The sequence below is a fragment of the Neomelitea salexigens DSM 19753 genome (assembly GCF_000422345.1).
GTDB lineage: Bacteria > Pseudomonadota > Gammaproteobacteria > Pseudomonadales > Spongiibacteraceae > Spongiibacter > Spongiibacter marinus_A.
Map to the genome: position 1 here is coordinate 221,522 of NZ_AULP01000003.1, position 24,879 is coordinate 246,400.

The following is a 24,879-nucleotide window of genomic DNA, read 5'->3' on the forward strand; positions in this document are numbered from 1 at the left end:
ATCTAACAGGGACCCACTATGAGTATGCATTTTAACCTTGCGGATTTGTTTGAAGCCGTTGCCGATAAAGTACCCAGCCGTGAAGCGCTGGTGTGTGGCAGTAGTCGTGCGACTTACGCCGAGCTGGATGCTGGCGCCAACCGTATGGCCCACTACCTGAGCAGTCAGGGGGTGAAGGCCGGCGACCACGTTGGCTTGTACATGTACAACTGCAACGAATATCTGGAAGCGATGCTGGCTTGCTTCAAAATTCGCGCGGTGCCTATCAATGTTAACTACCGCTATGTGAAAGATGAGCTGCTTTACATCTTTGATAATGCAGACATGGTTGCCTGTGTACATCACCGCGAGTTTACACCGCATATTGCTGAAGTCCGTTCGGCGGCTAAGAAACTTAAAGTATTTGTGTCGGTGGATGACGGTAGCGATGCAGACATCGCCAGCATTGGGTCTATCGACTACGCGCAGGCCTGTGAAGGACAGAGCGCCGAGCGCGATTTCGCTGAGCGTGCCGATGACGACTACTTTGTGCTCTACACAGGTGGTACTACGGGCATGCCTAAGGGCGTTATGTGGCCGCATAAAAATGTATTTTTTGCGGCGATGGGCGGCGGCGGTCACTTTTCGCCACTCGGCCCCTGTGAGAAGCCAGAAGATATTACCGAGCGTGTCGGCGAGCACCCGCTGACCGGTATCGCCCTGGCGCCGTTGATGCATGGCGCATCGTGGTGGTATGCCTGTATCCAGCTGCTTGCGGGCAACAAGCTGGTGCTTAATCACAATCGCTCCTTCGACGGTGCCGAGGTATGGCAGATCGTTGCGGACGAAAAAGTGAACGCTGTGCAGATCGTTGGCGATGCCATGGCTATCCCCCTGCTGGACGCACTCGATGCGAACCCCGACCGCTGGGATTTGTCGGCGGTATTTAACGTTGGTTCAGGCGGTGCGATCTTCTCTGAAGCCAAGCAAGAAGCCTTCAAGAAGCATTTCCCCAATGTCTTTGTTACCAACGCGTTTGGTTCGTCTGAAGGCGGCCAAATGGGCATGGATAACGGCAGCAAGAAAACGGCATCGGGACTTGGCAACGTTAGTCGTACCGACTACATGGACGTGATTATCGACGAGCCAGACCAACCGCGTCGTCACGCTGAGCTCGGCGAAACCGGAATCTTTGCTCGCGCGGGTTACATCCCAATGGGCTACTACAATGACCCTGAAAAAACCGCCAAGACCTTCGTTGAGGTGGACGGTAAAACCTGGTTGTTGACGGGTGATGCCGCCAAGCTGGAAGAAGATGGTTCAATTACTGTCTTCGGTCGCGGCTCAAACTGCATTAACAGCGGTGGTGAGAAAATCTTCCCGGAAGAAGTTGAAGACGCGCTTAAGGCCCACGACGGTGTTTTCGATGCACTGGTTATTGGTGTTCCCGACGAGCGTTGGGGTAGCCGCGTGAGTGCGGTTATTCAGGCGCGCGAGGGTGTCGACCTCGACCTTAAGAATGTTCAAGAGCATTGCCGCAAACACGTGGCGGGTTACAAGGTGCCACGCGAGGTACATATCATTGCAGAAATTCCTCGCGCCCCCAGCGGCAAGCCCGACTATAAAACAGCAAAAGCCTTTGCGCTGAGTGGTGAGGGACAGGTTTCCTGACCCTTGGGCCGGGGTGGCGATGCTACTCCGGCACACTCTGCCCGCACTCATGGCCGCTGCTTTTCACTTATTCTCATAACAATGAATTGCGAATGGAGCCAATCATGCCTACCGAACTGCCTATCAGTACCGAAAACTGTATCGTCGAGAAAGACGGCCACGTACTGATTGTTACCCTGAACCGCCCGGAAGCAAAAAATGCGTTCAGCCCTGAAATGCTGTTGGGGCTCTATAAAGCGTGGCGCTTGCTGGATGAAGACGACGATCTTCGCTGCGCTATTCTTACAGCCAACGGCGATACCTTTTGTGCGGGAATGGACCTCAAGGCCGGAGCGGATGGCCAACAGCGCAGCACGGAAGAGTTTATGGAATTGATGGCCACAGTGCCCAATATCCATTGGCAGGCACTGCTGCGTGACAACCGCCCCTGCAAGCCATTGATCCTTGCTGTGGAAGGTTATGCGCTAGCGGGTGGAACGGAAATTCTTCAGGGTACTGACATTCGCGTTGCGGCTGAGGATGCCATCTTTGGTGTGACGGAAGTGGCGCGTGGCCTATATCCGATGTCCGGCTCAACCGTACGTCTGCGCAAACAAATTCCCTACTGCATTGCCGCTGAAATTCTGCTGCTTGGCGAGCACGTTAGTGCACAGCAGGCGCTGGAATTTGGCTTGATTAACCGCATCGTACCCAAGGGGGAGACCTTGAACGAAGCGAAGAAAATAGCCGAAAAAATCTGTGCAAATGGCCCGCTGGCGGTGAAAGCAGTGACGCGTTCATTGCGTGAGCACACCGAGCACCTGGCAGAAGACGACGCTATGTTGAAGTCCGATGAGCTGGCAGGCCCGGTGTTTGCCTCCAAGGATGCCAAAGAAGGCATGCGCGCCTTCAAAGAAAAACGTCCCGCCGAATTCACCGGCGAATAGCCCGACGCGGCGGTGGACGATGTTTCCGCCGCTGCCTCGCGACCCACTTCTCAATACCAATAATTACCCCACTAAGAAGGATGAGGCTATGTCTGGGCCACTAAACGGCGTGAGAGTTATCGAGATGGCGGGCATTGGCCCCGGGCCCTATGCCTGTATGCTGTTATCTGATCTGGGCGCTGAGGTGATCCGAATTGACCGCAGCGGCGCACTGGGCCAGCCGGGTGATATCAGTACCCGTGGCCGGCGCTCGATAGCCCTAAACCTCAAATCAGAAGACGGACTCGCGATTGCCCGTCAGCTGATCGACAGTGCCGACATGCTCGTTGAAGGCTTTCGACCCGGTGTAATGGAAAAGCTAGGCCTCGGCCCCGAGGTGTGTTGTCAGTCAAATGAGAGGCTGATATTCGGCCGCATGACGGGTTGGGGGCAAGACGGGCCGCTGGCTAAAACCGCCGGCCACGATATTAATTACATCGCCTTGAGTGGCATGTTGGCAAGTATGGGCGATGCTGACCGCCCACCACCGGTGCCCCTGAACGTGGCGGGCGATCTGGGTGGCGGCTCGCTGTTCCTGGTGATGGGTATGTTGGCGGCGCTGCATGAGCGGAGTCAATCAGGGAGAGGGCAGGTTATCGATGCGGCAATTTGCGACGGCGCGGCGTCGTTAATGACTACCCTTCATGGCCTCAGAGCGATCGACTTCTGGGATGCCCAGCGAGAGCACAACATGCTTGATGGCGGCGCGCCGTTTTACCGCAATTATGAGTGTAAAGACGGGCGCTATATTTCCTTCGGCGCAATCGAGCCACAATTTTATGCGTTGTTGCTGGACAAACTGGATATTGATTTTGGTGGCACAGACTACAGCGTGCAGTTGAACAAAGCCGATTGGCCGCGCCAGCGTGAGCAAATCGCTGCGCGCGTTAAGGAAAAGACCCTAGCGCAATGGTGCACTATCTTCGACGGCACTGATGCTTGCGTAGCGCCGGTTGTGCCGTTGGATGAGGCGATCGACCATCCACATAACGCCGTGCGTGGGAATCTTGTTGAGCGCGATGGCGTGATTCAAACTGGCGTCGCGCCGAGGTTGTCCCGCACTCCAGGTGAAATACAAAGTGGCCCGGCGGTGAGTGGCGCCCAAAGCCGAGAGCTACTGCAGGAGTTGGGTTTCGATACGGAAAAGATCGAGTCGCTAATAGCGGGTAATGCGGTGAGTACAGACTGATAGGGAGAGAGAATGAATCACGCACAAGCTTTTTACGATGTGCTAAAGCGCAGGCGGTCGGTTCGCGCATTTCGCTCGCAGCCGATAGCCGAGGCGCGCTTACAGAATATTTTTCGCGCTGCACAGCAAGCGCCGTCGAACTGTAATACGCAACCGTGGTTGTGCGCGGTGGTCAGTGGCGAGCGATTGGAAGTGCTCAGAACCGCGATTCCGCAGGCATTTACCGCCGGGCAGTGGACCATGGACTTTCCCTACGATGGTCAATACCAGGGGGTGTATAAGGAACGCCAATACCAGGCAGCGGCTGACCTATACAGCGCGATGGGGATTGCTCGCGAGGATAAAGCCGGGCGCAATGAACAATTCATGCAAAACTTTACGTTTTTTGGTGCGCCCCACGTGGCATTTATTTTCCTGCCCGAGTCCTTTGGTTTACGCGAAGCAGCCGATTGCGGCATGTATGCCCAAAGCCTGATGCTGGCCCTGGCAGCAGAAGGCCTGGCCAGTTGTCCGCAAACGGCGCTGAGCTTTAATGCCGACCTAGTGCGAGAGGTACTGGGAATAGACGCAGAAAATAAACTGCTATTTGGTATCTCCTTCGGCGAGGAAGACACCGATGCCGCAGTGAATAATTGCCGAACCCAGCGCGACACCTCAGACAATTGCCTGCGGTTCTTTTCCTGAATAGAGCGAGATGAATATGAGCGATACAGTACTTCAGAAACTAGATGAGCACGGTGTGCTGCTGCTGACTTTGAATCGACCAGAGAAAAAAAATGCGTTCAGCAATGAGCAATGGCTGGCCTTTGGCGAGGCGCTGGAAGCCGCCGATGAAAATCCGGCAGTTGCCTGTGTGGTTGTGACCGGAGCGGGCCGTGACTTTTCCAGCGGCGTAGATCTAAACGATTTTTCAGAGGCGGATGGTGAGCACCCTTTCGAGCGCTGCGCGCGACGTCTTGTCGACTTTAACAAGCCTATTGTGAGCGCGGCCAAGGGTGTGGCGATAGGTGGCGGTGCGACCTTACTGCTGCATACCGATGTTGTGTATGTGGGCGAATCCCTGCGTTTGCGTTTTCCTTTTACGGCCTTGGGTTTGGTGCCGGAGTGGGGCAGTAGCTATCAGCTTCAGGCCGTCATCGGTGCCCGTAAAGCAGCAGAACTGATGTATACCTCTGAGTGGCTGGGGGCTGAGCGCGCAGTAGAATTGGGTATTGCCACGGCGGCTTACAGCGATGACGAACTGCTGGAGCGGGCTATGGAGAAGGCAAGAGAAATTGCGAAGTGGCCGGTCAGTTCACTGCGTGAGACGAAAGATTTGATGCGTCGTGTGCATCGAGCAGCCATTCATGCCGCCATTGATGCTGAACAAGCAGGCATGGCGAAACTGGCGGGTAAGCCCGAAAATATTGAAGCCGTCGTAGCGATTATGGAAAAGCGCGCACCGGATTTTTCCCAGTTTCGCAAGGCATAACTCTCTTAGATATTAGGGTTGCCAGTATTTGATTGGGCCCAGGGAGTGAATATGAATCAGCCCTATATTGGTTATCGCGGAGCGGTGAAGCCCGAATGGATCGATGTAAACGGCCATATGAATGCGACGCACTTTGGCTTGGTGATCTACGAGGCGCACGCCGCTCACAGTGAGTGGCTGGGTTTTAATGAGGAGTATGTCGACCGGGCCCGATGTGGCAAAGCCGTGCTGGAAAGCCATATGCGCTATGAGCGTGAGGCCGGGTTGGGCGACCAGCTGGAGGTGCGGTGTTGGCTGCTGGCGGTCGATAATAAGCGTCTGCATTTTTTCCACGAACTGTATAACTGCAGCCGGCAATGCCGCAGCGCCACATCTGAGCAGGTGGACATTCATATCGACTTACACGCGCGCCGCTCAGCAGACATGCCCGAATCGCTGCAGCGCTTCTTGCGTGAGCAAGTACGTGAAAATTTGGCGCTGCCGCTGCCGCTAAATATTGGTAGTCAATTGCGGCCGCCGCTAAATACCTGGTTGGATGGCGAATGATCAAGTCGTGGTATCGGCGCCCGCTGATACATTTTCTTGTACTGGGCTGCTTGTTGTATGCGGTAGAGCAGTGGCGGCTGCAATATGCCGCTTATCAGATTACGGCGCCCGATGCGGCGTTTTTGACCAATGCTGCCGCGCAAGTTGAAACACTGCAGGGACGACCGCTCACCTCGGTGCAGCAAGCGGCGCTGCGTCAACATGAAATCGACCAGCGCATACTGTTTAGCGAAGCACTGCGCCGAGAACTGCATCTAACTGACCCTATCGTCAAACAACGGCTACTGCGCAACGCGGCTTTCCTGGGGATGGACGGCAGCGCTGAGCAACAGATGAATACGGCGTTGTCCCTGGAGCTCCATCGCGGTGACGAAGTGATTCGGCGCCGTTTAATACAGCGCATGGAAGCACTCGGCAGCGCTTCCGCACCGCTAACAGCACCAACGGAAGCCCAGCTGAGGGCTGCTTATGAGGCCGATATAGCACGCTGGAGTGGTGAACCGAGTTATAGCTTCCGCCATGTTTTCATCAGCGCAGACAAACGAGATATGCAACAGCGGGCCGAAGACCTACTCCAACAGCTACGTAGTGGGGGGCTTAGTGAATCAGCGGCTCTCTCACAGGGAGATAGCTTTCTGCTCGGCTCTGAGATGTCTCAAGTCTCCGCATACCACCTGGAGCGCAGTTTTGGTGAGTCTTTTTCCCAGTGGATGCAGCAGCACTCAGCAGCGCAGTTGCAGTCTTCGCTTTGGCAGGGGCCCGTTGCCTCGGCGTATGGTTTACATCTGGTTAAGATAACGGGCTTTCATCCTGCTACTGAGCGCGCATTTGCCAGCGTTAAGTCGCAGCTGCGCGAAGAGCTTTTACAACAGCAGCGCGCGAACAATCTCCAAGGTTTCTTACAGCAATTACGTCAACGTTACCGAGTACGCAGCCCATGAACGTATTTTGGCGCCTACCCCTCCTGGCGGGACTACTGCTGTTTGCTGGGGCGAGCTGGGCACATAAATTAGCGCCGTCGTTACTGGAATTTCGCGCGTTAGGCAACGCTGAATATCAGGTGCTGTTTCGCACGCCAGCCGATGCACAGCGGCCGCCGCAGCCGCAGTTTCCTGCTGCTTGTTCAGCTTCTTCGCCGGATATTTCGCCTCAGGGAACGGCCCTGGAGTGGCGCTGGAAACTGCGCTGTTCAAGCCCCTTGCCTGGGCAGAGCATCGCTATCACTGGCTTGCAGCAGAGCCGTACAACGGCATTATTGCGTGTTCAGAATGAACGCGGTGAGCTATTCGAAACGCTCCTAACGGCGGACGCTCCGCGCTTTGAGTTTGCTGAAAAAGCTTCACAGGGTGGCGTCTTTACACAGTATTTGGGCCTGGGGTTCAGCCACATCTTAATTGGTTTGGATCATTTATTGTTTGTGGCGGGGCTGCTGTTACTGGTTAGCACATGGCGCCTGTTGCTGCTGACCATTACCGCGTTTACGGTCGGGCACAGTATCACCTTGGTGCTGGTGAGCGTCGACCTGTTGCCGCATTGGCCAGCCTTGGTGGAGCTGGCTATCGCGGCAACGATTTTACTGTTGGCCCTGGAATTGAGCCGCCCGGCATCTGGCCCTGCCGGCGGTATTTTGCGCCGCCACCCCTGGCCCATGGCGCTGCTGTTTGGTTTGGTTCACGGGCTGGGCTTTGCCGGCGTATTGGCGGAACTGGGCTTGCCCAGCGGTCACCTACTCAAGGCGGTGCTGGCCTTTAATATTGGCATTGAGCTCGGGCAGCTGGTCTTTGTTGCCGCGCTGGCCGCGGTGCTGGCAGCTCTGCGCTCGGTTTCGCGCTGGGAGCCGCCATTGCGCTATGCGCTGATATACAGCATGGGCGCGATATCGGTATTCTGGTGCCTGGATCGCGGCGTTAGCCTTGCGGCAGAGCTTAGCCGCGCCGCCCTGTGAACACTCAGCTACTGAAGGGCGCCATATCAAAGTAGTCCCGCCACTGCTGAATTAACCCGTCGCGCAATAAAAATACCCCCATAACAGGTAGATCAATGGCCTTGCCTCGGTCTGTGCGCTCGTTCATGACAACACCATTTGCTTCATCACAAAGCTGGTGGTGCACAATAAATTCAATGTCTTCCAGACTGTTGAGAAAGCCCTCAATAAACTCGCGTATGGCGGCTTTGCCAACGTGTGGCGGTCCCATAGGGATGTTGCAGTATTCGGCGTTCTCGTGAAAGAAACCCATGATCTGTTCGAGATTTCGCTGGTTCCACGCCTGCATAAACTGGTCGATTATTTGCTGATTCTTGTCACTCATTGGTTGAGTCTCGCCGTTATTATTTTGAGGTTTACAGTGTAAGCTCGCTCGGGTAGTTTTACCAGTACCTGCAATGAAGCTTGCTGAGGCTCTGCTATGAATCGTCCGTTTTACCACAGTCGCCGTCGTTTACTTTCTCACCTCATTGAACGGGGAATGCGTTTGTCGGCGCGACGCTATACCCGTGGTACACAGCGAGTTGAAAGCCAGGACGCCGAGACCGCCCCGGGAAATATCAGCGTTGGGGAGCCGAGGCGACCGGGAGATTTTCGGCCACTGGAAGACGCCTATTTTCAAAACCCCTATGCCTTTTACAAAATGCTGCGCGACGACTACCCGGTTTACCAGTTGCCCAATGGCATTTACTGCCTATCCCGCTATCAAGATATTGTTGAGGTGAGCCGGAACACCGATGTTTTTTCGTCTACTCATCAGGGCGTGATTGCAGGGCTTAAGCCTGGACACAGTGTCGAGCGCGAGGCGGCGAAGTTGCGCGCCCTTGAAATGATGGGAGTGATACCCAGTGATGTGTTGGCGCTGTCTGATCCGCCGGCCCATACGGCCGAGCGCAAGGTCGGGCATCGCGGTTTAAATGCGCGGGTGGTCAAGGCCATGGAAGACGAGGTGACGGCGCTTTGTCGGGAAATGATGGATGCGGTCATCGACAGGGGCGAACTTGAGTTTATGCGCGACTTCGCCTGGCGTTTGCCCATGCGACTGATCATTCGCATGCTGGGCTTTCCCGAAGCAGACTATGAAAAAATAAAAGACTGGTGTGTACACGGTATTGCCACACAAAGCGGTATCGCTCAGGGGGCGGCACTAGCCCGCAGTCAGGCGGAGCTGGTGGTGTTTTATCGCTATTGCTGGCGGCAATTTATACTGGCCAAGCGACGGCCACGCGATGACCTTAGCGCGGTGTTTGTGCAGGCGGCCACGGGCGATGATGCGGTGATGGCTGAGCACACCGCGGTTTCCGCAATTATGCAGTTGCTGATCGCCGGGTCGGACTCTTCTGCGACCAGTATGGGAAATGCGCTGAAATTGTTAATTGAAAACCCCGACATCCAGGCGCAGCTGCGCGAGGATTTGGATGGCTTGCTGCCGGTTTTTATCGAAGAGGTATTTCGCCTTGAAGCGGCCTTTCAGGGGCATTTTCGTTGGACCAAGAGCGCGACGCAATTGCACGGTGTAAACTTGCCCGCCGACAGCAGGGTGTTTCTAATGTGGGCGGCGGGGAATCGCGACGAGCGTGTATTCACGGCGCCCGATGACATTCGTCTTGACCGCAGCAACGGAAAAAAACACCTGACATTTGGCCACGGTATACACGCCTGCATTGGTCGCGAGCTGGCGCGCACGGAAATTCGTATCGTATTGCGTGAGTTTCTGCTGCGCACCGAAAATCTATCCTTGGCGGGACCTTCCCCCTATGTGGCGTCGATGTTTGCACGCACATTGCAGTGCTTGCCGATCCGCTTTAGCGCAAAGCGCGGGTTCGCTGACGGTGGTGGAGGAGCTGAGCGTCGTGAACATGCCGGAGCGGCATAGTTGTGTCGGCAAAAAAAATAGTCGTGCCGGCTAAAAATAAGATAAGTCGAGGTGATATGAGTGGCAGTTTGAACCGCCAGCGTTTTGTGGATGCTGCCCTGGATGTGATTGCCGATGTTGGCGTTGAGAAATTATCGATGCGCCGCGTTGCCAGTCAGCTGGGGGTTTCCGCAATGGCGATGTACAAGCATTTTGCGAATAAAGATGAGTTGCTGGGTGCAGCCTTTGAGGAATTTATCGCTCGCGCGGAGGTGCTGCCCGATGACCAATTGCCCTGGGATGAATGGCTGACTGTGAGCGCGCGGGGCATGTACCAGGCGCTGTGTAGCGAAATGTCTTGGGTACCCTGGCTGGGAAAACTGCGCCTTGGCGGCAACGCGCTCCGGGTGACAGAACGCTTTGCCGCCAAGCTGGCGGAAAGTGGATTGGCGACGGATGCCTCGGTGAGGGTCTATATGGCGACTATTCAGCTCGTGGTCGGCGCCGTGTGTATGCGGGCCTCTCTGCATGCCAGCCATTGGCAACAGGGCGAGGGTGCGGCGGCGACGCCTGAGGCACTGCCGCCGGAGATCTATACAGGCTTGGCAAATGCGGTTGCCCAAGAGCCCATCGACGTATCCTTACCCCTGTTGATTGAGGGGGTTCGCCACCAATTATTATTGGCTTAGTGCCGCCTGCCTGCCCGCGAGTCGACCGAAGAATGTCGCATCGCCCACCGACATCCCGCTGGCGTATCCCTTGGCTGTGCGCGGCAGGCCAGCGGTTGCACGGCCTGCGGCGAAGAGGCCAGGGATCGCGTGGTTGTCGGCATCGAGTACTTCGCCATTACAGCGTGTTTTTAAGCCGCCAAGCGTAAAGATTAGCGGGCCATTGGTGCCCGGCATAATGATTGCGCGCATTTCACTGGCGGAATACTCCAGCAGGGCGTAGGGCGGTTTATTGAGCGGCTTGAGCCATTCGGAAGTTTTGTGGAAGAGCGGGTCGCGCCCTTCACTGGCATGCCGGTTAAAATAGTCGACAGTATCTTCCAGTGCGCCCGGGGGGAAGGGCGCTTCTGATGCCAGCTCAGCGATGCTGTTACCGCTGGCGATCAGCGGTGCACGCTCCAGGTAATGTGAGGCCTCGTAGTCCTCTTCCTGCACAAGTAAATAGAATTTTTGCTCAGGCTGCTGGCAGGAGTAATGCGCTAACTGGGCAAGGTAGGCATCTTCATTGATGTAACGCTGGCCACGCTGGTTGAGCAGCAGGCCGTAGGTAAGCTTAGCGGGTGGGTAGAGTGGGAACGACATGAAGGCCTGATCCATATTGATGGCTTGGCCACCCGCCGCGAGCCCCAGCTGGATACCGTCACCCATATCATAGCTATTGCCGTAGGGCACCGCGTATTGATGAATCTCTGGCAGGTATTGGCGGGTCATCGCCTCATTCATAACAAAGCCACCGGTGGTCAACACCACCCCGCGCACAGCGCGGATCGCGATTTCGCGGTTATTGTGTTTTGCGATAACGCCACAGATTCGCCCAGTATTGTCCGCCAGCAGTGCCAGTGCCCGGCAGTCGTTAACAACGTCCACTCCCGCTTCGTCAACGCGCTGCATAATTGCATCCATAAAAATTTTGCCGCCTTCGTCACCTTCCTTTGAGGGGACGTGGCCACGCGGCACTGGCTCAGCGATGGTGTTGAAGGGATAAGATTTTTCATTGCCGGTAAACAGCAGCGATTCGTCGCTGAGTGGCACCACGGTGCGCTCATGCATTACCGCACGCTTATAGCTAACACCCAGTGACTCTACCCAGTCGAAGTGAGCGGCCGCGCCCTCGGCGTAACAGCGAATTTTTTCGCTGTCGCCGTAGGGGCCCAGGGCTTCGTGTAGGTAGGCCAGTAGGTTTTCAGTACTGTCGTGTATGCCCAGGTCTTTCTGCAGCGCGGTGCCGCCACTGCCGCCGAGATACATCTCGCAGCTGGATAACGCGGTGGCACCGCCACCGGCGCTGGCGCGCTCAATAATACAGACTTTCGCGCCGGCCGCGGCAGCCTCTAGGGCCGCGGCAGCGCCAGCGCCGCCGTAGCCGCAAATTAGCACATCGGTGGCGATATCAAAGTGAGTAACAGATTCAATCGGGCGTATGCGGGCGTTCGCAGCCATCTTTCAGGGCCTCATTATTGTTGTTTGTGACGTCGATAATTTTAACTTATCATTTGATAAGTATTAGTGTCGAGTCAAAAGAGCGCCCCCATGGCTAAGCCGTCCTCACGAAATCACATAATTGCTGTTGCCACCGAGCTGTTTGCCGAGCGCGGCCTGTCGGTGTCGCTGCGGGAGGTCAATGAGGCGGCGGGCCTGAGTGCCGCGGCCGTTCACTATCACTTTAAAAATAAGGGGGCGTTGATCGACGCGGTGCTTCGCAGCCGCATGCGGCCCAAGGCCGAACGAGAAGGGCAGCTACAACAATTGGCCACTGCGCCCAAGGTCACCATCGACGATATTGTTCGGGCCTTACTTGCGCCGCTGCGCGAGGTGTTGTCGGAAGACCCCATCGCGGGGCGGCAGTATGCCAGAGTGATTGCCAGGGTGTATGCCGAGCAGTCGGAAGAGGTTCCCTTGCTGGATGAATTCCTTTCGCCAGCCAATGCGCTGATTGCCATGCTCGCGCAACAGCGCCCAGATCTGTCATTGCTGCAGTGCCGACTCCGCTATGGCTTCGCGGTGGAAGCGATGCTCAATACATTGTCTTGCGTACACTTCCCCAGCCCCTTTGGCGGTGATGAGGTGGCGGACGATATGGCCATGTTGTTTGATGAATTGCAGCAGTTTTTGGTAGCTGGCTTGATGGCGCCTTAGATAATTTGCTGTCATATCGTATTGATGTTGTCGCATGCCCCGGTTGGGACATGCGGGCACGAAAGCGATCCTCCCTTTTATTTATCTGGCAGAGATAGGGGGCTGTCTCGGTCTCAGCTGGCTTTTCTCTGCGTAGTATATTGACTCTGTTCCGCAGCTTTGATCACGGCCTGCAGTGATGCGCTGACGACATCGTTGTTCACCGCGACGCCGATATAGCGCTGTTTGTTAATGCTCAGCAATACGTAGGCGATCGCTTCCGATGCGGTGCCTGATTTCAAGGCGTGCTCGCTGTAGTCGATAACTTCCACGGCGTCGCCATAGCGCTGTTGCCAGGCATCGGTCAATGCACTGATCGCGCCATCGCCTTCACCTTCCAGGGAAACCGCTTGGCCGTTGATATGGGTAACCAGTTTTAGCCGATCGTGACCATGGTGGCTGGCATTGTCCTGACTAATGGAGAAATTCTGAAGTGACTGCTGCCCCTCAGGCTGAAGGTAGCTGGCGGCGAAGACCGACCAGATCTCGGCAGCACTGAGCTCTCCCGATTGGGCCTCGGCTTCGGCTTGTACTTTACGGCTGGCGTCAATTTGCAGCCAGCGCGGCATGTGCAGGCCGTAGTCGTTCTCAAGCACCCAAGCGACGCCGCCTTTGCCGGACTGGCTATTAATCCGTATCACTGCCTCGTAGTTGCGACCCAAGTCAGCCGGATCAATAGGCAAGTAGGCAACGTCCCACTTAGCATCTTTGTCCTGCTGGGCGAGGCATTTTTTTATTGCATCTTGATGGCTACCTGAGAACGCCGTGAACACCAACTCACCGGCGTAAGGATGACGGGGGTGCAAGGGAATGGCTGTGCAGTGCTCAACCACCGAGATGATTTCATCCATATCGGAGAGGTTCAGCTTGGGGTCAATGCCCTGGCTATACAGATTCATCGCCATGGTGACGATATCCATATTGCCGGTGCGCTCGCCATTGCCAAGCAAGGTGCCCTCAATGCGGTCGGCGCCCGCCATCAATGCCAGTTCGGCAGCCGCAACCCCGCAGCCGCGGTCATTGTGAGTATGAATCGATACCCGGTAGTCTGCGCGGTACTGACTGTGGCGGCAGAAGTACTCGACTTGGTCGGCGAATACATTGGGAGTGGCGCATTCTACGGTGGCGGGCAAGTTGACGATGAGAGGTTTACCACTGTCGCGCCACTGAGCGATAACCGCATCGCAGACCTCAACGGCGTAGTCGACTTCAGTACTGCTAAAGCTCTCGGGTGAGTATTGAAACGTCCACTGGGTTTGCGGGTAGCGCTCAGCGTATTCCCGAACCCACTTTGCCCCTTGAACGGCGATGGCAGTAATGCCCGCTTTGTCGAGACCAAATACCCGCTGGCGCTGCACGGGGCTGGTGGAGTTGTAAACATGGACAATGGCGCGTTTGGCACCCTCCAATGCTTCGAAACTGCGAGCAATCAAGCTTTCGCGCGCTTGCACCAAAATTTGGATGGTGACGTCGTCAGGTATACGTTGCTCCTCTATCAAGGCGCGCACAAAGTCGAAGTCGGGCTGGGACGCAGAGGGAAAGCCAACTTCAATTTCTTTAAAACCGAGCTTGACCAGCAAGTCCCACATACGCAGCTTTTGTTGCACGGTCATCGGCTCAACCAGGGCTTGGTTGCCATCGCGCAGATCGACTGAACACCAATCGGGGGCGCGGTCGATAACGCGGCTTGGCCACTGTCGATCATCTAAGGCGATGGTGGGGGTGGGGCGGTATTTGCTGTGGTCAAAAGTCATATCAGTTCCTGTCGTGAGGCTTGGCCTCATAATTGTTTTTTAGCCCGCGGGTAGCGGGCTTTTTTTTCAGCCTTGTGGGCCTTTTAACGCGTCGGAGTCGCGGGGTGTTGCGGCTCGTTCGGTGAGGGTGGAAGGGGTAACTTCCTGTAGTTGGGCTACGGGGAACAGTGTAGGGAAAACGGCTGAGCAGGCGATTGCGAAGTGTTGGTTAATTTGGGGTGAAATTTCTATTTAATTGCTATTATTAATTGTATTTTGGAATAATATTGCTATTAATTGTTGTTTGGTGGTTTTTATGAATATAGATCGCTATGACAGGGCAATTTTGAGTGCCTTGCAGAATGACGCACGCCTGAGTAACCAGGAGTTGGCTGATCATATTGGCTTGTCACCGTCGCCTTGTTTGCGGCGGGTGCGGCGTTTGGAAGAAAGTGGCTTAATCGAAGGCTACCGGGCGCTGCTCAATGCCCGCCAACTGCAACTGAAGTTGATGGCCTTCATCCATATCAGCATGGACAAGCACACGCCTGAGCGCTTTGAAAATTTTGAGAAGAAGGTGGCCAATTGCGACGAAGTATTGGAGTGCCACCTGATTACCGGCCAGGATGCGGACTACTTGCTAAAAGTGATTGTCGAAGATATGGACGGGTTTCAGGCCCTGTTGCTGGAACAGATTACTCGAATAGAAGGCGTAAGCGGCGTACACTCGAGCTTTGTAATGAAGTCGCCAATCAGTAAAACGGCGCTACCTATTTAGCGTAAAATGACGAAGGGATGACGATATGGGCGGTCAGTTTATTGCTTCACTTGAAGAGGTGAAGGACGGGGAATTTCTCAAGCGGGAAGTCGATGGCAAAAAGGTATTGCTAACCCGTGTGAACGGGCAGATCGCCGCTGTCGAAAACCGCTGCCCACACCTGGGCTTGCCGCTAGCGAAAGGAGAGATTTGTGACGGCGCCGTTACCTGTCCTTTTCACGGTAGCCGCTTTGATTTACTCAGTGGTGAGAACTTGGATTGGACGCACTCTTTCTTTGGGGCAGAGCTGCCTAAATGGAGTCATAAGCTGATTGCATTGGGTAAAGCCCCGCAAGATTTACATACCTTTGATATCGAGTGTGTTGATGGTGCGGTATATCTGCGCGGGTAAGGTATGTTGTGGTTTTTTGTGTAAGGGCTTGAGATAGCAATGGCGGTAGATATTTCCGTTGTCCCGATTACCCATGCCATTCAGCAGGCGGTTGCGCCGGTATTTTTGCTGGCGGGCATCGGCGCAATATTAAATGTACTCACCAATCGCTTAGCCAGGATTATTGATCGGTCGCGCAATTTGCACGCCAGGCTTGAGATGGTTGGGTCGGAAAAATCTGAGACAATACACGCTGAGTTGGTCGTGCTCACCAAGCGCGCTCGAGTGGTCAATCGCGCTATTGGCTACGGCACGGTAAGTGCCCTGCTGGTGTGTACGGTCATTGCGACGCTGTTTATCAGTGCAGTGGGCAAATGGAATAGCGGCATGTTTGTCGTTGCGCTGTTTGTGCTGGCAATGTTGTTTCTTATTGTTTCGCTTTTGAGTTTCTTGCGAGAGATTCAAATGGCAATGAAAGTGATCCTCAACGGGCCGTAGTGACGCCACCGCTTTTAACCGTTGCTTAAGCGTCTTTGTCGTCGGGAGTTTCGGTCCGCGGCACCTGGTGTTGTTTGCTGACTTTCTGCAGCATAAATACTGGGTAGTGCTTGCGAATATAGGTTTGTTCGCGAAATAGCTGCCCAACATCCAGGCTTTTGTCGAGGGCAATTGCCAAACCGTCACTGTCTTGCCGAATAGCCACGCCTTCAGCTTCCAGCGTTTTTCCGTCATGAAAAATAATGACGCCGCTAAGCCGGGTGGAGATAGCTAAGTCGGGCTCATTGACTGCCGCGATTTTTAGCCCCTTTTCTGAGACATCAATAACCGAGTAGCGCTGACCGGAGTCCGCTTGAAAGGGGGGCTGTTCATTGTCTGGGTAGGGCACCCGGAAGTACCGTCGCTCGCTAGGCGGCTTTTGTTCGCTCATTGCGTGTTCCCTTTATCTCTGAGCATGAGCATAGCAGAAACCGTATCAGGCAGCGTGCTACAGCGTTTTACAGAATTTATTTACTTTTACTATTTGGAGAAGATCTATGGCCGACAAAATCGTTATTGTGGGAGGTGGCGCCGGAGGCCTGCCGCTGGCAAGTAGCCTGGGTAAAAAGCTGGGGCGTCGCGGCCGGGCAGAAATCACACTGGTGGATAATTCTGCCAGCCATATTTGGAAACCCCGCTTCCATGAGGTGGCCACGGGCGCGATTGATGCAGACTTGGACGCGGTGGATTATCGGGCCCATGCCCGGCGTAACCACTACCAATTTGCCTTGGGCAAGATGCAAAGCGTGGACAGGGAGAACAAACAGTTGGTGTTGGCGCCGCATTGCAATGCAGCGGGCGAGGAAGTGTTGCCCGAACGACGACTGGACTACGACTATCTCGTGTTGGCAGTGGGCAGTCGCGGGAACGATTTCAACACACCTGGTGTGCGCGATCATTGCCTGTTCCTGGACAGCCGCGCGCAGGCTGACCGTTTTCACGACCGTTTTCTCGATCTGTGTTTGCGCGCCAACCATCGCGCCGAGCCACTTTCTATCGCCATTGTCGGCGGCGGCGCAACAGGCGTTGAGTTAGCTGCAGAGATTCATCACGCCGTTGCCTTGTTGAAACTTTACGGACATGAACAGCTGGATCGCAGTCGCCTGAGGGTGGATGTTATCGAGGCAGGCCCCAGCCTGTTGCCGGTGCTTAAGCCGGAACTGGCGGCGACGGTGAAATCTGAGCTGGAGAAAATGGGGGTGAATGTTCACCTGAATACCAAGGTAAAAAGCGCCGATGCCGCAGGCTTTGTTACCGCCGATGATCAGCGCATTGATGCGGACATCCGGGTTTGGGCGGCCGGCATCAAGGCACCATCCTTTTTGGCGGAGCTCGGGTTAGCGCACAATCGCATCAACCAGCTGATGGTTTCGTCGACCTTGCAGACAGAGGATCCTAGTATCTTTGCCATTGGGGACTGTTGCGCCTGTGAGATGTCGGAAAACAAATTTGTGCCTCCCCGCGCGCAGTCTGCCCAGCAAATGGCTAAACACCTTTCCAGGAACTTACAGCGCCAAATTGCCGGTGAGGCGCTAAAACCCTTTACTTACCGCGATCATGGCTCCTTGGTATCGCTCTCCAACTACACCGCGGTAGGGAGCTTGATGGGAAGTTTGCGTGGCGGCTCGGTGTTTGTTGAGGGCTGGCTGGCGCGAATGATGTACATCAGTTTGTACCGGATGCATCAAGTTGCCCTTTATGGCTGGATCCGTACGGCGATGCTGCTGCTCGCTGGGCGTTTTAATAAACTGTGGCGCCCGCGCTTAAAACTACATTGACGTAGCGCTGGCCGCTGCTGCTTCGGGGTGCTAAAAAGGAGGACATACGATAAGCAGGAGGCAGTAGTGGACGGACAACATGAGCAGACCACTGCTCGTAAGGCGCAGTGGTTGCACTCAGAGGCGCAATGCGTTGAGCAGGTGCGCCAGCGCTTGGGTAATTCATTAACGCTGGCGCTGCCGCTGGGCTTGGGCAAGCCCGTTGCTCTGGTAGATGCGTTTTACCAACAAGCCTGCAAGCACCCTGAGCTTTCCCTTACGGTGATGACAGCGCTCACCCTGGAGCGTCCGCAAGAGCACGATCCGATACGCGGGCGTTTATTAACACCGGTATTTGAACGCCTGTTTCGCCGCTACCGCGAGCCGTTGTATACCACTGCTGAACGTCGCGGAGAGCTGCCGGCGAATGTGCAGGTACACGAGTTTTATTTTAAGGCTGGCGCCCGCCTTGGTAACCCGATAGCGCAACAAAACTATGTAAGTAGCAACTATACCCATGCGGCTCGTGATATCAGTGACCGCGGTTGCAACGTGGTCATGCAGTTGCTCGCCCGGCATGCCGATGGCCGGCTGAGTATGAGTTGCAACCCAGATACCTCCAATGCATTGCTAGAGCGATTGCGCGCAAAGGCAGAGCCATTTGTCGCTATTGGTGTGGTGCACGACGAGCTGCCCTTTATGGTTGGCGATGCCGAAGTCAGTGAACAGCACTTTGACTATCTGTTGAACAATGACAGCCAGCAGCACGGCTTGTTTGCGGTGCCGCGTTTGCAGCCGGTTCCCGCTGCCGACTACGCAATTGGTCTCATCGCCAGCAGCTTGGTTAAAGATGGTGGAACGCTTCAACTGGGCATTGGCAGTATGGGTGATGCGATTGTGCAGTCGCTAATGCTAAGGGATCAGCGCAATGACAGCTATCAGCAACTGCTAAAGCAATTGGGTGTTAGCGCCGCGCTCAGCAATGAAGTAGGTGGGCGTTTACCGTTTGAATACGGCCTTTACGGCGCCACTGAGATGTTTGTGGAGGGCTTTCTTTCGCTGTTCGACAGCGACATTTTGCGCCGCGAAGTATACGACTTCTGGGCGTTGCAGCAGCTGATTAACGAGGGGCGTTGCCAGCCCGACAATTTACAGGCGGACTGTTTGACCGCCATGGCAGACGTCGGTGTGCGAGAGCTGCGCGGTAAGGACTTTGAGGTATTGCAGTACCACGGTTTTTTCCGGGATGACTGCCGCTATCGCGAGGGCCGCCTGATCGCGGCAAGTGGTGAATCCTGCGCGGCGAATATGGCGAACCCGTCGAGTCAGCGGTTTATCGCCGAACACTGTCTGGGAAGGGCGTTGCGCAATGGAAAAGTATTGCATGGGGGCTTCTTTCTGGGCAGTGAAGACTTTTACGCTCGATTGCGCGCGCTACCAGAGGAGCGCCGCCGACAGCTTGCGATGTGCGGTGTCGATAAGATCAATCAACTCGATCTGAACCCACGGCTATTCCGTGCGCAGCGGCGCGATGCACGCTTTATCAACACAGGGTTGAATGTGAGCTTAAACGGCGCCGTCGCCTCCGATACTTTGGAGAGTGGCCAGGTTATTTCCGGTGTTGGCGGGCAATACAATTTCGTCGCGATGGCCCACCAACTTCAAACGGGGCGCTCTGTGCTGATGATCCGCTCGCATCGTCAGGGCGCTTCCGGCCCGGAGTCGAATATTGTGCCGCACTACGGTGCCTGCACGATTCCGCGTCACCTGCGGGACCTTATTGTTACCGAGTACGGTGTTGCCGATTTGCGGGGCAAGTCAGATCGCGAGGTAGCCGAGGCGCTTATTGCCATTGCCGATAGTCGATTCCAGCCTGAGTTGATCCGCTATGCGCAGCAAGCGGGTAAGCTCCCCGCTGATTTTGTATTGCCTGAGTCGCAGCGCAGCAACACGCCGCAGCGCATTCAGACAATCATTGCCCGTGCGGCAGAGCAGGGGCTGTGTCCGCCGTACCCACTGGGCTGCGATTTTAGTGATGTTGAGCTGCGAGCGGCTAAACGGCTTCTCAAGGTAAAGAAGATGAGTGCCTTGCAGCGATGTCGCACATTGTTGCAGTCAACGCCGATAGATAGTGCCTCAGATGAACTGTTAGAGTTGCTCGCGCTGAAGCAGGTAAGCGGGCTAAAACAGCGCCTTTTGCGGCGACTATTGCTGGCAGTTGACGATTGAATTTGTGGCTCTGCTCACATTTTGAACAATTGGTTTGTTGGTCATTGAGCTCCGCAAGTTATTGATAATGAGGCTAAATATAGTCGTTAGCGATAGTGGGGTAGGGGAAAATGCCTGCTGCTGTCGCCGCCTGTTTTCGCTAGTGTGAAGGCTACTGAATTGCACGCCGCGACATAAGTTCTTGTTTGCGACGGCCCAGCGAAAAGCAATAGGTGACGTATGAAGGCAGTAATGGCAACGAAAGTATTGATTGGGTGTTTGAGCGTGTCGGCGTGGTGTTATGGCGCGGAACCTGAGCAGTGCTTGAACTGGACAGTTGAAACCCATAATTCCGCCTCGAAAGCCTCCAGTTGCGCCTATTACATGCGCGACAAGGTGTCCACGCGCTTCCTCGTACAAAACCAGTGTGAGAGTAGAGTGTCAGGGGTTTTCAGTTACACGCGAGAAGATGCGGTACGGCCGCTGAGTGTACAGGCCTTTGATGTTGAACCGGGGGAGGTTGAAGAGGTGGCGAACCCTTGTGACGAAGCCGGTGACTGGCGCATCCAGGTGTCGCAAGTCAGTTATTGAGAGCCTGCCTTGTCGCCGCCCTGTTGCGGTAGTTTTCGCCAGACAAAAAAAAGCGCTGCATATTTGCAGCGCTTTTTTTATGCCAGAAGACCTAGCGAAGTTCGAAGCGAGCCGGGTCCATGCCCATAACGCTTTCGGTGCTGCTGTCCATTGACGCTGCGTGAGCTTTCGCGCGAGGTAACAGGCGAGAGAAGTAAAACTCAGCCGTTTCCAGCTTGGCTTTGTAGAACTCGCTGTCGCCTTCACCGGCTTCCAGCTTGTTCGCGGCGACTTCTGCCATCATCGCCCAGTAGTAGGCCATAGACAGATAGCCTGAGTACATCAGGAAGTCATAGGACGCGGCTGATACGGCATCGCGGTTACGGCTGGCGCGCGCGACCATTTTGATGGTTTTCCAGTTCAGGCCCAGGGTGTAGCCAATCAGCTTGGCACTGTGGCCACGGCGCTTGCCGCTGATCAGGTTTTTGAAGCCAAATTTGTAAAGCTTTTTGCTGAAGCCTGCGTACAGTTTAAAGCCATCCAGAACCACTTTTCGGCCGATCAGGTCCATCGCCTGAATACCGGTTGTGCCTTCGTACATGGTGGCAATACGTGCGTCGCGGTAAATCTGCTCCATGCCGTGCTCAGTGATGAAGCCGTGGCCACCGTAAACCTGCATGGCATTGCTGGCAGATTCCAAACCGGTTTCTGTCAGGAAGGCCTTCAGGATGGGAGTTAAGAAGCCCAGCTCGTTTTCCGCTGCATCGCGCTCTTCCTGAGTGTTGGCGTGAACCATTACGTCAGAGTATTTGGCGGCGTCGTAAATCATTGCGCGGCCACCTTCAGCAAAGGCGCGAGCTGTTAACAGCATGCGGCGCACATCGCCGTGGTGGATGATTGCATCGCCGGCTTTGTCGGGGTTTTTAGTGCCTGACAGGGCGCGCATAGAGTGGCGCTCCATCGCGTAGGGCCAGGCGTTCTGGTAAGCCAACTCTGACGCAGCCAGACCTTGGATGGCCGTGCCGATACGGGCAGTATTCATGAAGGTGAACATGGCCGCCAAGCCTTCGTTCTCTTTGCCCAACATATAACCGGTGGCATCGTCGAAATTGATAACGCAGGTCGCGTTGCCGTGGATACCCATTTTCTTTTCGATGCTGCCACAGGCAACGCCGTTGCGCTCAGTGATGTTGCCGTCGTTGTCAGACAGGAACTTGGGTACGATGAAAAGGGAAATACCCTTTGTGCCTTCCGGTGCGCCGGGTGTGCGGGCGAGTACGATGTGGACAATATTTTCGGCCAGGTCGTGTTCGCCAGCAGAAATAAAGATCTTGGTGCCGGTCAGTTTGTAACTGCCGTCTTCTTGTGGCTCGGCCTTGCTCTTCATTTGACCGAGGTCAGAACCGCAGTGGGGTTCGGTCAAGCACATGGTGCCGGTCCAGGTGGCTTCGCAGAGCTTGCGCAGGTATAGGCCTTTCTGCTCTTCAGTGCCGTGTACGTAAAGCGTGTTCATCGCGCCGAGGCTCAGGCCTGGGTACATGCCCCAGCTCCAGTTGGCGGTGCCGACCAGCTCTGATTTGATCAAACCCATTGACATCGGCAGGCCCTGGCCGCCGTATTCTGCGGGGTGAGACAAGCCCTGCCAGCCGCCCTCTACCCACATATCGTAGGCTTCTTTGAAACCGGGAGGTGTGGTGACTTCGCCGTCTTTCCATACACAGCCGTGCTCGTCGCCGCTTTGGTTGAGAGGCGCAAGGACTTCTTCAGAGAATTTTGCCGCTTCGCCAATGATGGCATCGATCATGTCGGGGGTGGCTTCTTCGCCGCCGGGGATCTGGGCATAGTGTGCTTGGTAGTCGAGCACATCGTTGATCACAAAATCGATATCGCGTACCGGGGCCTTGTAAGTAGTCATGGCTGCCTCGTGGTTGTCTATTCGCTGTCGGAGGAATTCCCAGTGAGGAATTCAGCTAGGTGGCGGAGCATAACGAAAGCGTTGCGGCGACAAATTGGCCGTGCCAACCAATAAAAAATGACAGTTGGGTCAATGTAGACACGAGCTGTTGTCAAAAAAGCGCGAGGCAGTTGGCTCAGCGGCGCCCCGCTATGCTTGAGAGATATGCGGTCAGGAGGGATACTGGGGGTTCGCGTTCTCGCAGGTGGAGTTGTCAGCATGAATGTTGATTTTTCAATTTGCATGGAGCGCCATCCGCTACCCGCGGGTGGCTATTTGGCCCAGCTTACGCTGAATGCGCCGTCGCGGCGCAATGCCATTACCCCGGAGATGGCCGAGCGTTTGCACCGGGCGCTTCTTGGCCTGCGCGACGACCCCGAGGCGGTGGCAGTACTGCTCGATGGCGCTGGCGCTGGCGGTTTTTGCGGCGGTGCTGATGCTCAGCGTATGTTGGCGTCGGCACTGGCCAATCCGGGGGGCGCCGCCGTCGAAGCGGAGGCCTTTCTACGCTGTGGCTATATTTCCGCGTTTTTGATTCACACTTTCCCAAAACCTGTAATTTGCTGGGGTGACGGCAGAGTAATGGGGGCCGGCCTGGGCCTGATGGCGGGTGCCAGCCACCGCATTGTCACTGAGCACAGCCGCTTATCGGTGCCCGAGGCGAGTATTGGTTTACTGCCGAACGCGGGCGCGGGCTGGTATCTGGGGAAGATGCCCGGCGAAACCGGTTTGTATATGGCACTGACCGGCGTGCAACTGGGTGCGGCTGACGCGCTTTATGCCGGGCTTGCTGACTACTGCTGGGCATCGGCAGAAAAATCGGCCTTGTTGCGCAGTTTATTGCACTTGCCCTGGTGCGACGACTCCTCGGCGAATCACGAGATGCTGACCGATGCACTCACTGACTGGGAAGTGGAGCAGGGTATTTGCTTGCAGCACGCGCCGCTGAAAACGCACCGGCAATGGATAGACCAGCATTGCCGTGAATCCTGCCCGGCAGGCCTTGAGGCCGCTTTAGCGGGCGCCGCACCGCGCGACGCCTGGTTGTCGGAATCGCTGGCGGGCCTTCGTCGAGGCGCCGCGAGTGCTCATAAACTAATTGTTCGCCAGTTTGAGCGCAGTCGCGGTTTGGGGCTGGCCGATGTGTTGCGTCTGGAAATGACCCTGGCAGCGAACCGGCTTCGCGACCCGGAGTTTGCCGAAGGGGTGCGCGCGCGCTTCAAAGACCGCGACCAGGACCCTCACTGGTGCTACCGCAGCGTGGCCGAGGTGCCGGACGAGGAAATTGAGGCGCTTTTTGTGCCGCCCTGGCAGCAGCACCCCCTGACCGCGCTGGGATAAGATGCACGAGGCGTTTATTGCGCTTCAGCCAGGATGTCCTCGTCGGTGTCTATTTGACGCGGCGCCGATATCCAGTTGTCGAGAGCATCTAGCATGTCGCTGCGCCGCCGTTTCAGGCCACTAAATGCCAGCAGCGGCGCAACATGGCCACCGTCGCTTACAAACAACTCCGCAGAACTTCCCGCTGACTGCAGTAATTCAACCAGCCGCTGACTATTGCGCACACTAACCGTTGTGTCGTCGCGACCGTGTATGAGCAGCGCTGGCGGGTGATTGGCACTGACAAAGTTCACCGTATTGCCCTCTGGGTAACGCTCTGGTGGGCCAAAGATCGCCGCCACCTTCTTTGCCTTCGGTGGCAGGAAGTCGTAGGGGCCAGATAGCCCGAAGACACCACTCAGCCACGCTGGGCTGCCGCCTTCTGCACGAAGGTAACGCTCATCCAGGGCAAGCATCAGGGCGCTGTGTGCACCGGCAGAGTGACCACCGACATAGAGTTGCTGCGGGTCGCCACCGTACTGCGCGGCAATTTTACGCACGGCTGCCACGGCGCTTGCGGCATCTTCAATAAACGCGGGGAAGCGCACTTCGGGGAATAAGCGGTAACTGATGATGACGGCCAGATAGCCACGTTGAGCCAGGGTTTCGCCCACAAAGCGATACTCGCTGCGCTCGCCAGATGACCAGTAACCACCGTGAATAAAAACCACCACAGGAAGATTATTGCCCTGCTCGGGGCGATAAAGGTCAAACTTGTTTCGGGGGTGCTCGCCATAGGACAGCGCTGGTATATGCGTGGCACCGGAGTCGGGCGTCAGGGCATTGACAAGATGCAGGGCGCAGCCGGTTACTGAAAAAAATGCCATAAGGAGTCCTGTCCACCGTAGAGCACAACTGAGATTGCTGAAAATAGGGCTCATTAGAGCGTGATTCCGTATTGGATAAAAGCGTGTTTACGGTGTGGTGCCGCAGTTGTGATCAGCAGAATAATTTTTTCCTATCAGTTTTATAGATATAATCGAATTTATCTATTTTTGGTGCGCGGTTAAGGTGAAAGCCAGCAATGAG

General features: G+C 55.6%; 24 protein-coding genes. 18 read left to right on the forward strand and 6 right to left on the reverse strand.

The genetic code is table 11. The features are described from left to right. Positions 1 to 18 precede the first annotated feature (18 nt). The 8 genes from H573_RS0107000 (at position 19) to H573_RS17355 (ending at position 7,766) form a co-directional block, all read left to right on the forward strand. Positions 19 to 1,650, forward strand: coding sequence for an acyl-CoA synthetase (locus H573_RS0107000; RefSeq protein WP_234701845.1), 1,632 nt, complete (start codon positions 19 to 21; stop codon positions 1,648 to 1,650). 104 nt (positions 1,651 to 1,754) lie between these two features. After that, complete coding sequence (locus tag H573_RS0107005; RefSeq protein ID WP_027873648.1) at positions 1,755 to 2,576, forward strand: crotonase/enoyl-CoA hydratase family protein; 822 nt, start codon at positions 1,755 to 1,757, stop codon at positions 2,574 to 2,576. Positions 2,577 to 2,664: 88 nt separating this feature from the next. Next, a complete protein-coding gene (locus tag H573_RS0107010; protein WP_027873649.1) occupies positions 2,665 to 3,804 on the forward strand; it encodes a CaiB/BaiF CoA transferase family protein in 1,140 nt (379 codons plus the stop codon). A gap of 12 nt (positions 3,805 to 3,816) precedes the next feature. Then, positions 3,817 to 4,488, forward strand: a complete 672-nt coding sequence (locus tag H573_RS0107015) for a nitroreductase (RefSeq protein ID WP_027873650.1) — start codon at positions 3,817 to 3,819, stop codon at positions 4,486 to 4,488. Positions 4,489 to 4,504: 16 nt separating this feature from the next. After that, complete coding sequence (locus H573_RS0107020) at positions 4,505 to 5,275, forward strand: enoyl-CoA hydratase-related protein (RefSeq protein WP_027873651.1); 771 nt, start codon at positions 4,505 to 4,507, stop codon at positions 5,273 to 5,275. Between the two features lie 51 nt (positions 5,276 to 5,326). Then, positions 5,327 to 5,821: a thioesterase family protein gene (locus H573_RS18910; protein WP_051171076.1), complete on the forward strand. Its 495-nt coding sequence runs from the start codon at positions 5,327 to 5,329 to the stop codon at positions 5,819 to 5,821. After that, a complete protein-coding gene (locus H573_RS18915) occupies positions 5,818 to 6,762 on the forward strand; it encodes a peptidyl-prolyl cis-trans isomerase (RefSeq protein WP_051171077.1) in 945 nt (314 codons plus the stop codon). Before H573_RS18910 ends, H573_RS18915 begins: the two co-directional genes overlap by 4 nt. Continuing rightward, the gene (locus H573_RS17355) at positions 6,759 to 7,766 is read left to right on the forward strand and encodes a HupE/UreJ family protein (RefSeq protein ID WP_036256000.1); all 1,008 of its coding nucleotides are present in this window, start codon (positions 6,759 to 6,761) and stop codon (positions 7,764 to 7,766) included. The genes H573_RS18915 and H573_RS17355 overlap by 4 nt, the downstream gene beginning before the upstream one ends. 4 nt (positions 7,767 to 7,770) lie before the next feature. On the opposite strand, the gene H573_RS0107040 is transcribed toward H573_RS17355, so the two are convergent. Then, entirely contained in the window at positions 7,771 to 8,130 is a 360-nt protein-coding gene (locus H573_RS0107040) for a nuclear transport factor 2 family protein (RefSeq protein WP_027873652.1), read from the reverse strand. A 96-nt stretch (positions 8,131 to 8,226) separates the two neighbouring features. Between H573_RS0107040 and H573_RS0107045 the strand changes: the two genes are divergently transcribed. Both H573_RS0107045 and H573_RS18920 read left to right on the forward strand, forming a co-directional pair. Continuing rightward, on the forward strand, positions 8,227 to 9,681 hold the full coding sequence (locus tag H573_RS0107045; protein ID WP_084497967.1) for a cytochrome P450: 1,455 nt from the start codon (positions 8,227 to 8,229) through the stop codon (positions 9,679 to 9,681). Between the two features lie 56 nt (positions 9,682 to 9,737). Further along, a complete protein-coding gene (locus H573_RS18920; RefSeq protein ID WP_027873654.1) occupies positions 9,738 to 10,349 on the forward strand; it encodes a TetR/AcrR family transcriptional regulator in 612 nt (203 codons plus the stop codon). On the opposite strand, the gene H573_RS0107055 is transcribed toward H573_RS18920, so the two are convergent. Then, positions 10,338 to 11,828 (reverse strand): FAD-dependent oxidoreductase, encoded by a 1,491-nt coding sequence (locus tag H573_RS0107055; protein WP_027873655.1) that lies wholly within the window; start codon positions 11,826 to 11,828, stop codon positions 10,338 to 10,340. The two genes, H573_RS18920 and H573_RS0107055, sit on opposite strands and share 12 nt — an antisense overlap. Before the next feature lie 90 nt (positions 11,829 to 11,918). On the opposite strand from H573_RS0107055, the gene H573_RS18925 reads away from it, so the two are divergent. Further along, a complete protein-coding gene (locus tag H573_RS18925; protein ID WP_051171079.1) occupies positions 11,919 to 12,524 on the forward strand; it encodes a TetR/AcrR family transcriptional regulator in 606 nt (201 codons plus the stop codon). Between the two features lie 113 nt (positions 12,525 to 12,637). Here H573_RS18925 and leuA read toward each other — a convergent pair whose 3' ends face one another. Then, entirely contained in the window at positions 12,638 to 14,317 is a 1,680-nt protein-coding gene (leuA, locus tag H573_RS0107065) for a 2-isopropylmalate synthase (RefSeq protein WP_027873656.1), read from the reverse strand. 295 nt (positions 14,318 to 14,612) lie between these two features. Here leuA and H573_RS0107070 point away from each other — a divergent pair, with 295 nt between their 5' ends. From H573_RS0107070 to H573_RS0107080, 3 genes are read left to right on the forward strand one after another with little or no spacing between them, the layout of a single operon-like run. Continuing rightward, complete coding sequence (locus H573_RS0107070) at positions 14,613 to 15,074, forward strand: Lrp/AsnC family transcriptional regulator (protein ID WP_027873657.1); 462 nt, start codon at positions 14,613 to 14,615, stop codon at positions 15,072 to 15,074. Positions 15,075 to 15,099: 25 nt separating this feature from the next. Then, positions 15,100 to 15,465 (forward strand): Rieske (2Fe-2S) protein, encoded by a 366-nt coding sequence (locus H573_RS0107075; protein WP_027873658.1) that lies wholly within the window; start codon positions 15,100 to 15,102, stop codon positions 15,463 to 15,465. A gap of 39 nt (positions 15,466 to 15,504) precedes the next feature. Further along, positions 15,505 to 15,942: a DUF2721 domain-containing protein gene (locus H573_RS0107080; protein ID WP_027873659.1), complete on the forward strand. Its 438-nt coding sequence runs from the start codon at positions 15,505 to 15,507 to the stop codon at positions 15,940 to 15,942. Positions 15,943 to 15,967: 25 nt separating this feature from the next. Here H573_RS0107080 and H573_RS0107085 read toward each other — a convergent pair whose 3' ends face one another. Further along, entirely contained in the window at positions 15,968 to 16,372 is a 405-nt protein-coding gene (locus tag H573_RS0107085) for a PilZ domain-containing protein (RefSeq protein ID WP_027873660.1), read from the reverse strand. Between the two features lie 106 nt (positions 16,373 to 16,478). On the opposite strand from H573_RS0107085, the gene H573_RS0107090 reads away from it, so the two are divergent. The 3 genes from H573_RS0107090 to H573_RS0107100 all read left to right on the forward strand — a co-directional run bounded on the left by H573_RS0107090 (position 16,479) and on the right by H573_RS0107100 (position 20,537). Beyond that, entirely contained in the window at positions 16,479 to 17,759 is a 1,281-nt protein-coding gene (locus H573_RS0107090; RefSeq protein WP_027873661.1) for an NAD(P)/FAD-dependent oxidoreductase, read from the forward strand. A gap of 66 nt (positions 17,760 to 17,825) precedes the next feature. Further along, positions 17,826 to 19,967, forward strand: coding sequence for an acetyl-CoA hydrolase/transferase C-terminal domain-containing protein (locus H573_RS0107095; RefSeq protein ID WP_051171080.1), 2,142 nt, complete (start codon positions 17,826 to 17,828; stop codon positions 19,965 to 19,967). Positions 19,968 to 20,198: 231 nt separating this feature from the next. After that, positions 20,199 to 20,537 carry a hypothetical protein gene (locus tag H573_RS0107100; protein WP_154653854.1) on the forward strand — a complete coding sequence of 113 codons (339 nt, stop codon included), beginning with the start codon at positions 20,199 to 20,201 and terminating at the stop codon, positions 20,535 to 20,537. Between the two features lie 91 nt (positions 20,538 to 20,628). Here H573_RS0107100 and H573_RS0107105 read toward each other — a convergent pair whose 3' ends face one another. Beyond that, positions 20,629 to 22,431, reverse strand: a complete 1,803-nt coding sequence (locus tag H573_RS0107105; protein ID WP_027873664.1) for an acyl-CoA dehydrogenase C-terminal domain-containing protein — start codon at positions 22,429 to 22,431, stop codon at positions 20,629 to 20,631. Positions 22,432 to 22,689: 258 nt separating this feature from the next. Here H573_RS0107105 and H573_RS0107110 point away from each other — a divergent pair, with 258 nt between their 5' ends. After that, entirely contained in the window at positions 22,690 to 23,811 is a 1,122-nt protein-coding gene (locus H573_RS0107110; RefSeq protein WP_051171081.1) for an enoyl-CoA hydratase/isomerase family protein, read from the forward strand. A 14-nt stretch (positions 23,812 to 23,825) separates the two neighbouring features. Here the strand turns inward: H573_RS0107110 and H573_RS0107115 are convergent, their stop codons facing one another. Further along, entirely contained in the window at positions 23,826 to 24,677 is an 852-nt protein-coding gene (locus H573_RS0107115; protein WP_051171082.1) for an alpha/beta hydrolase, read from the reverse strand. Between the last annotated feature and the right edge of the window lie 202 nt (positions 24,678 to 24,879).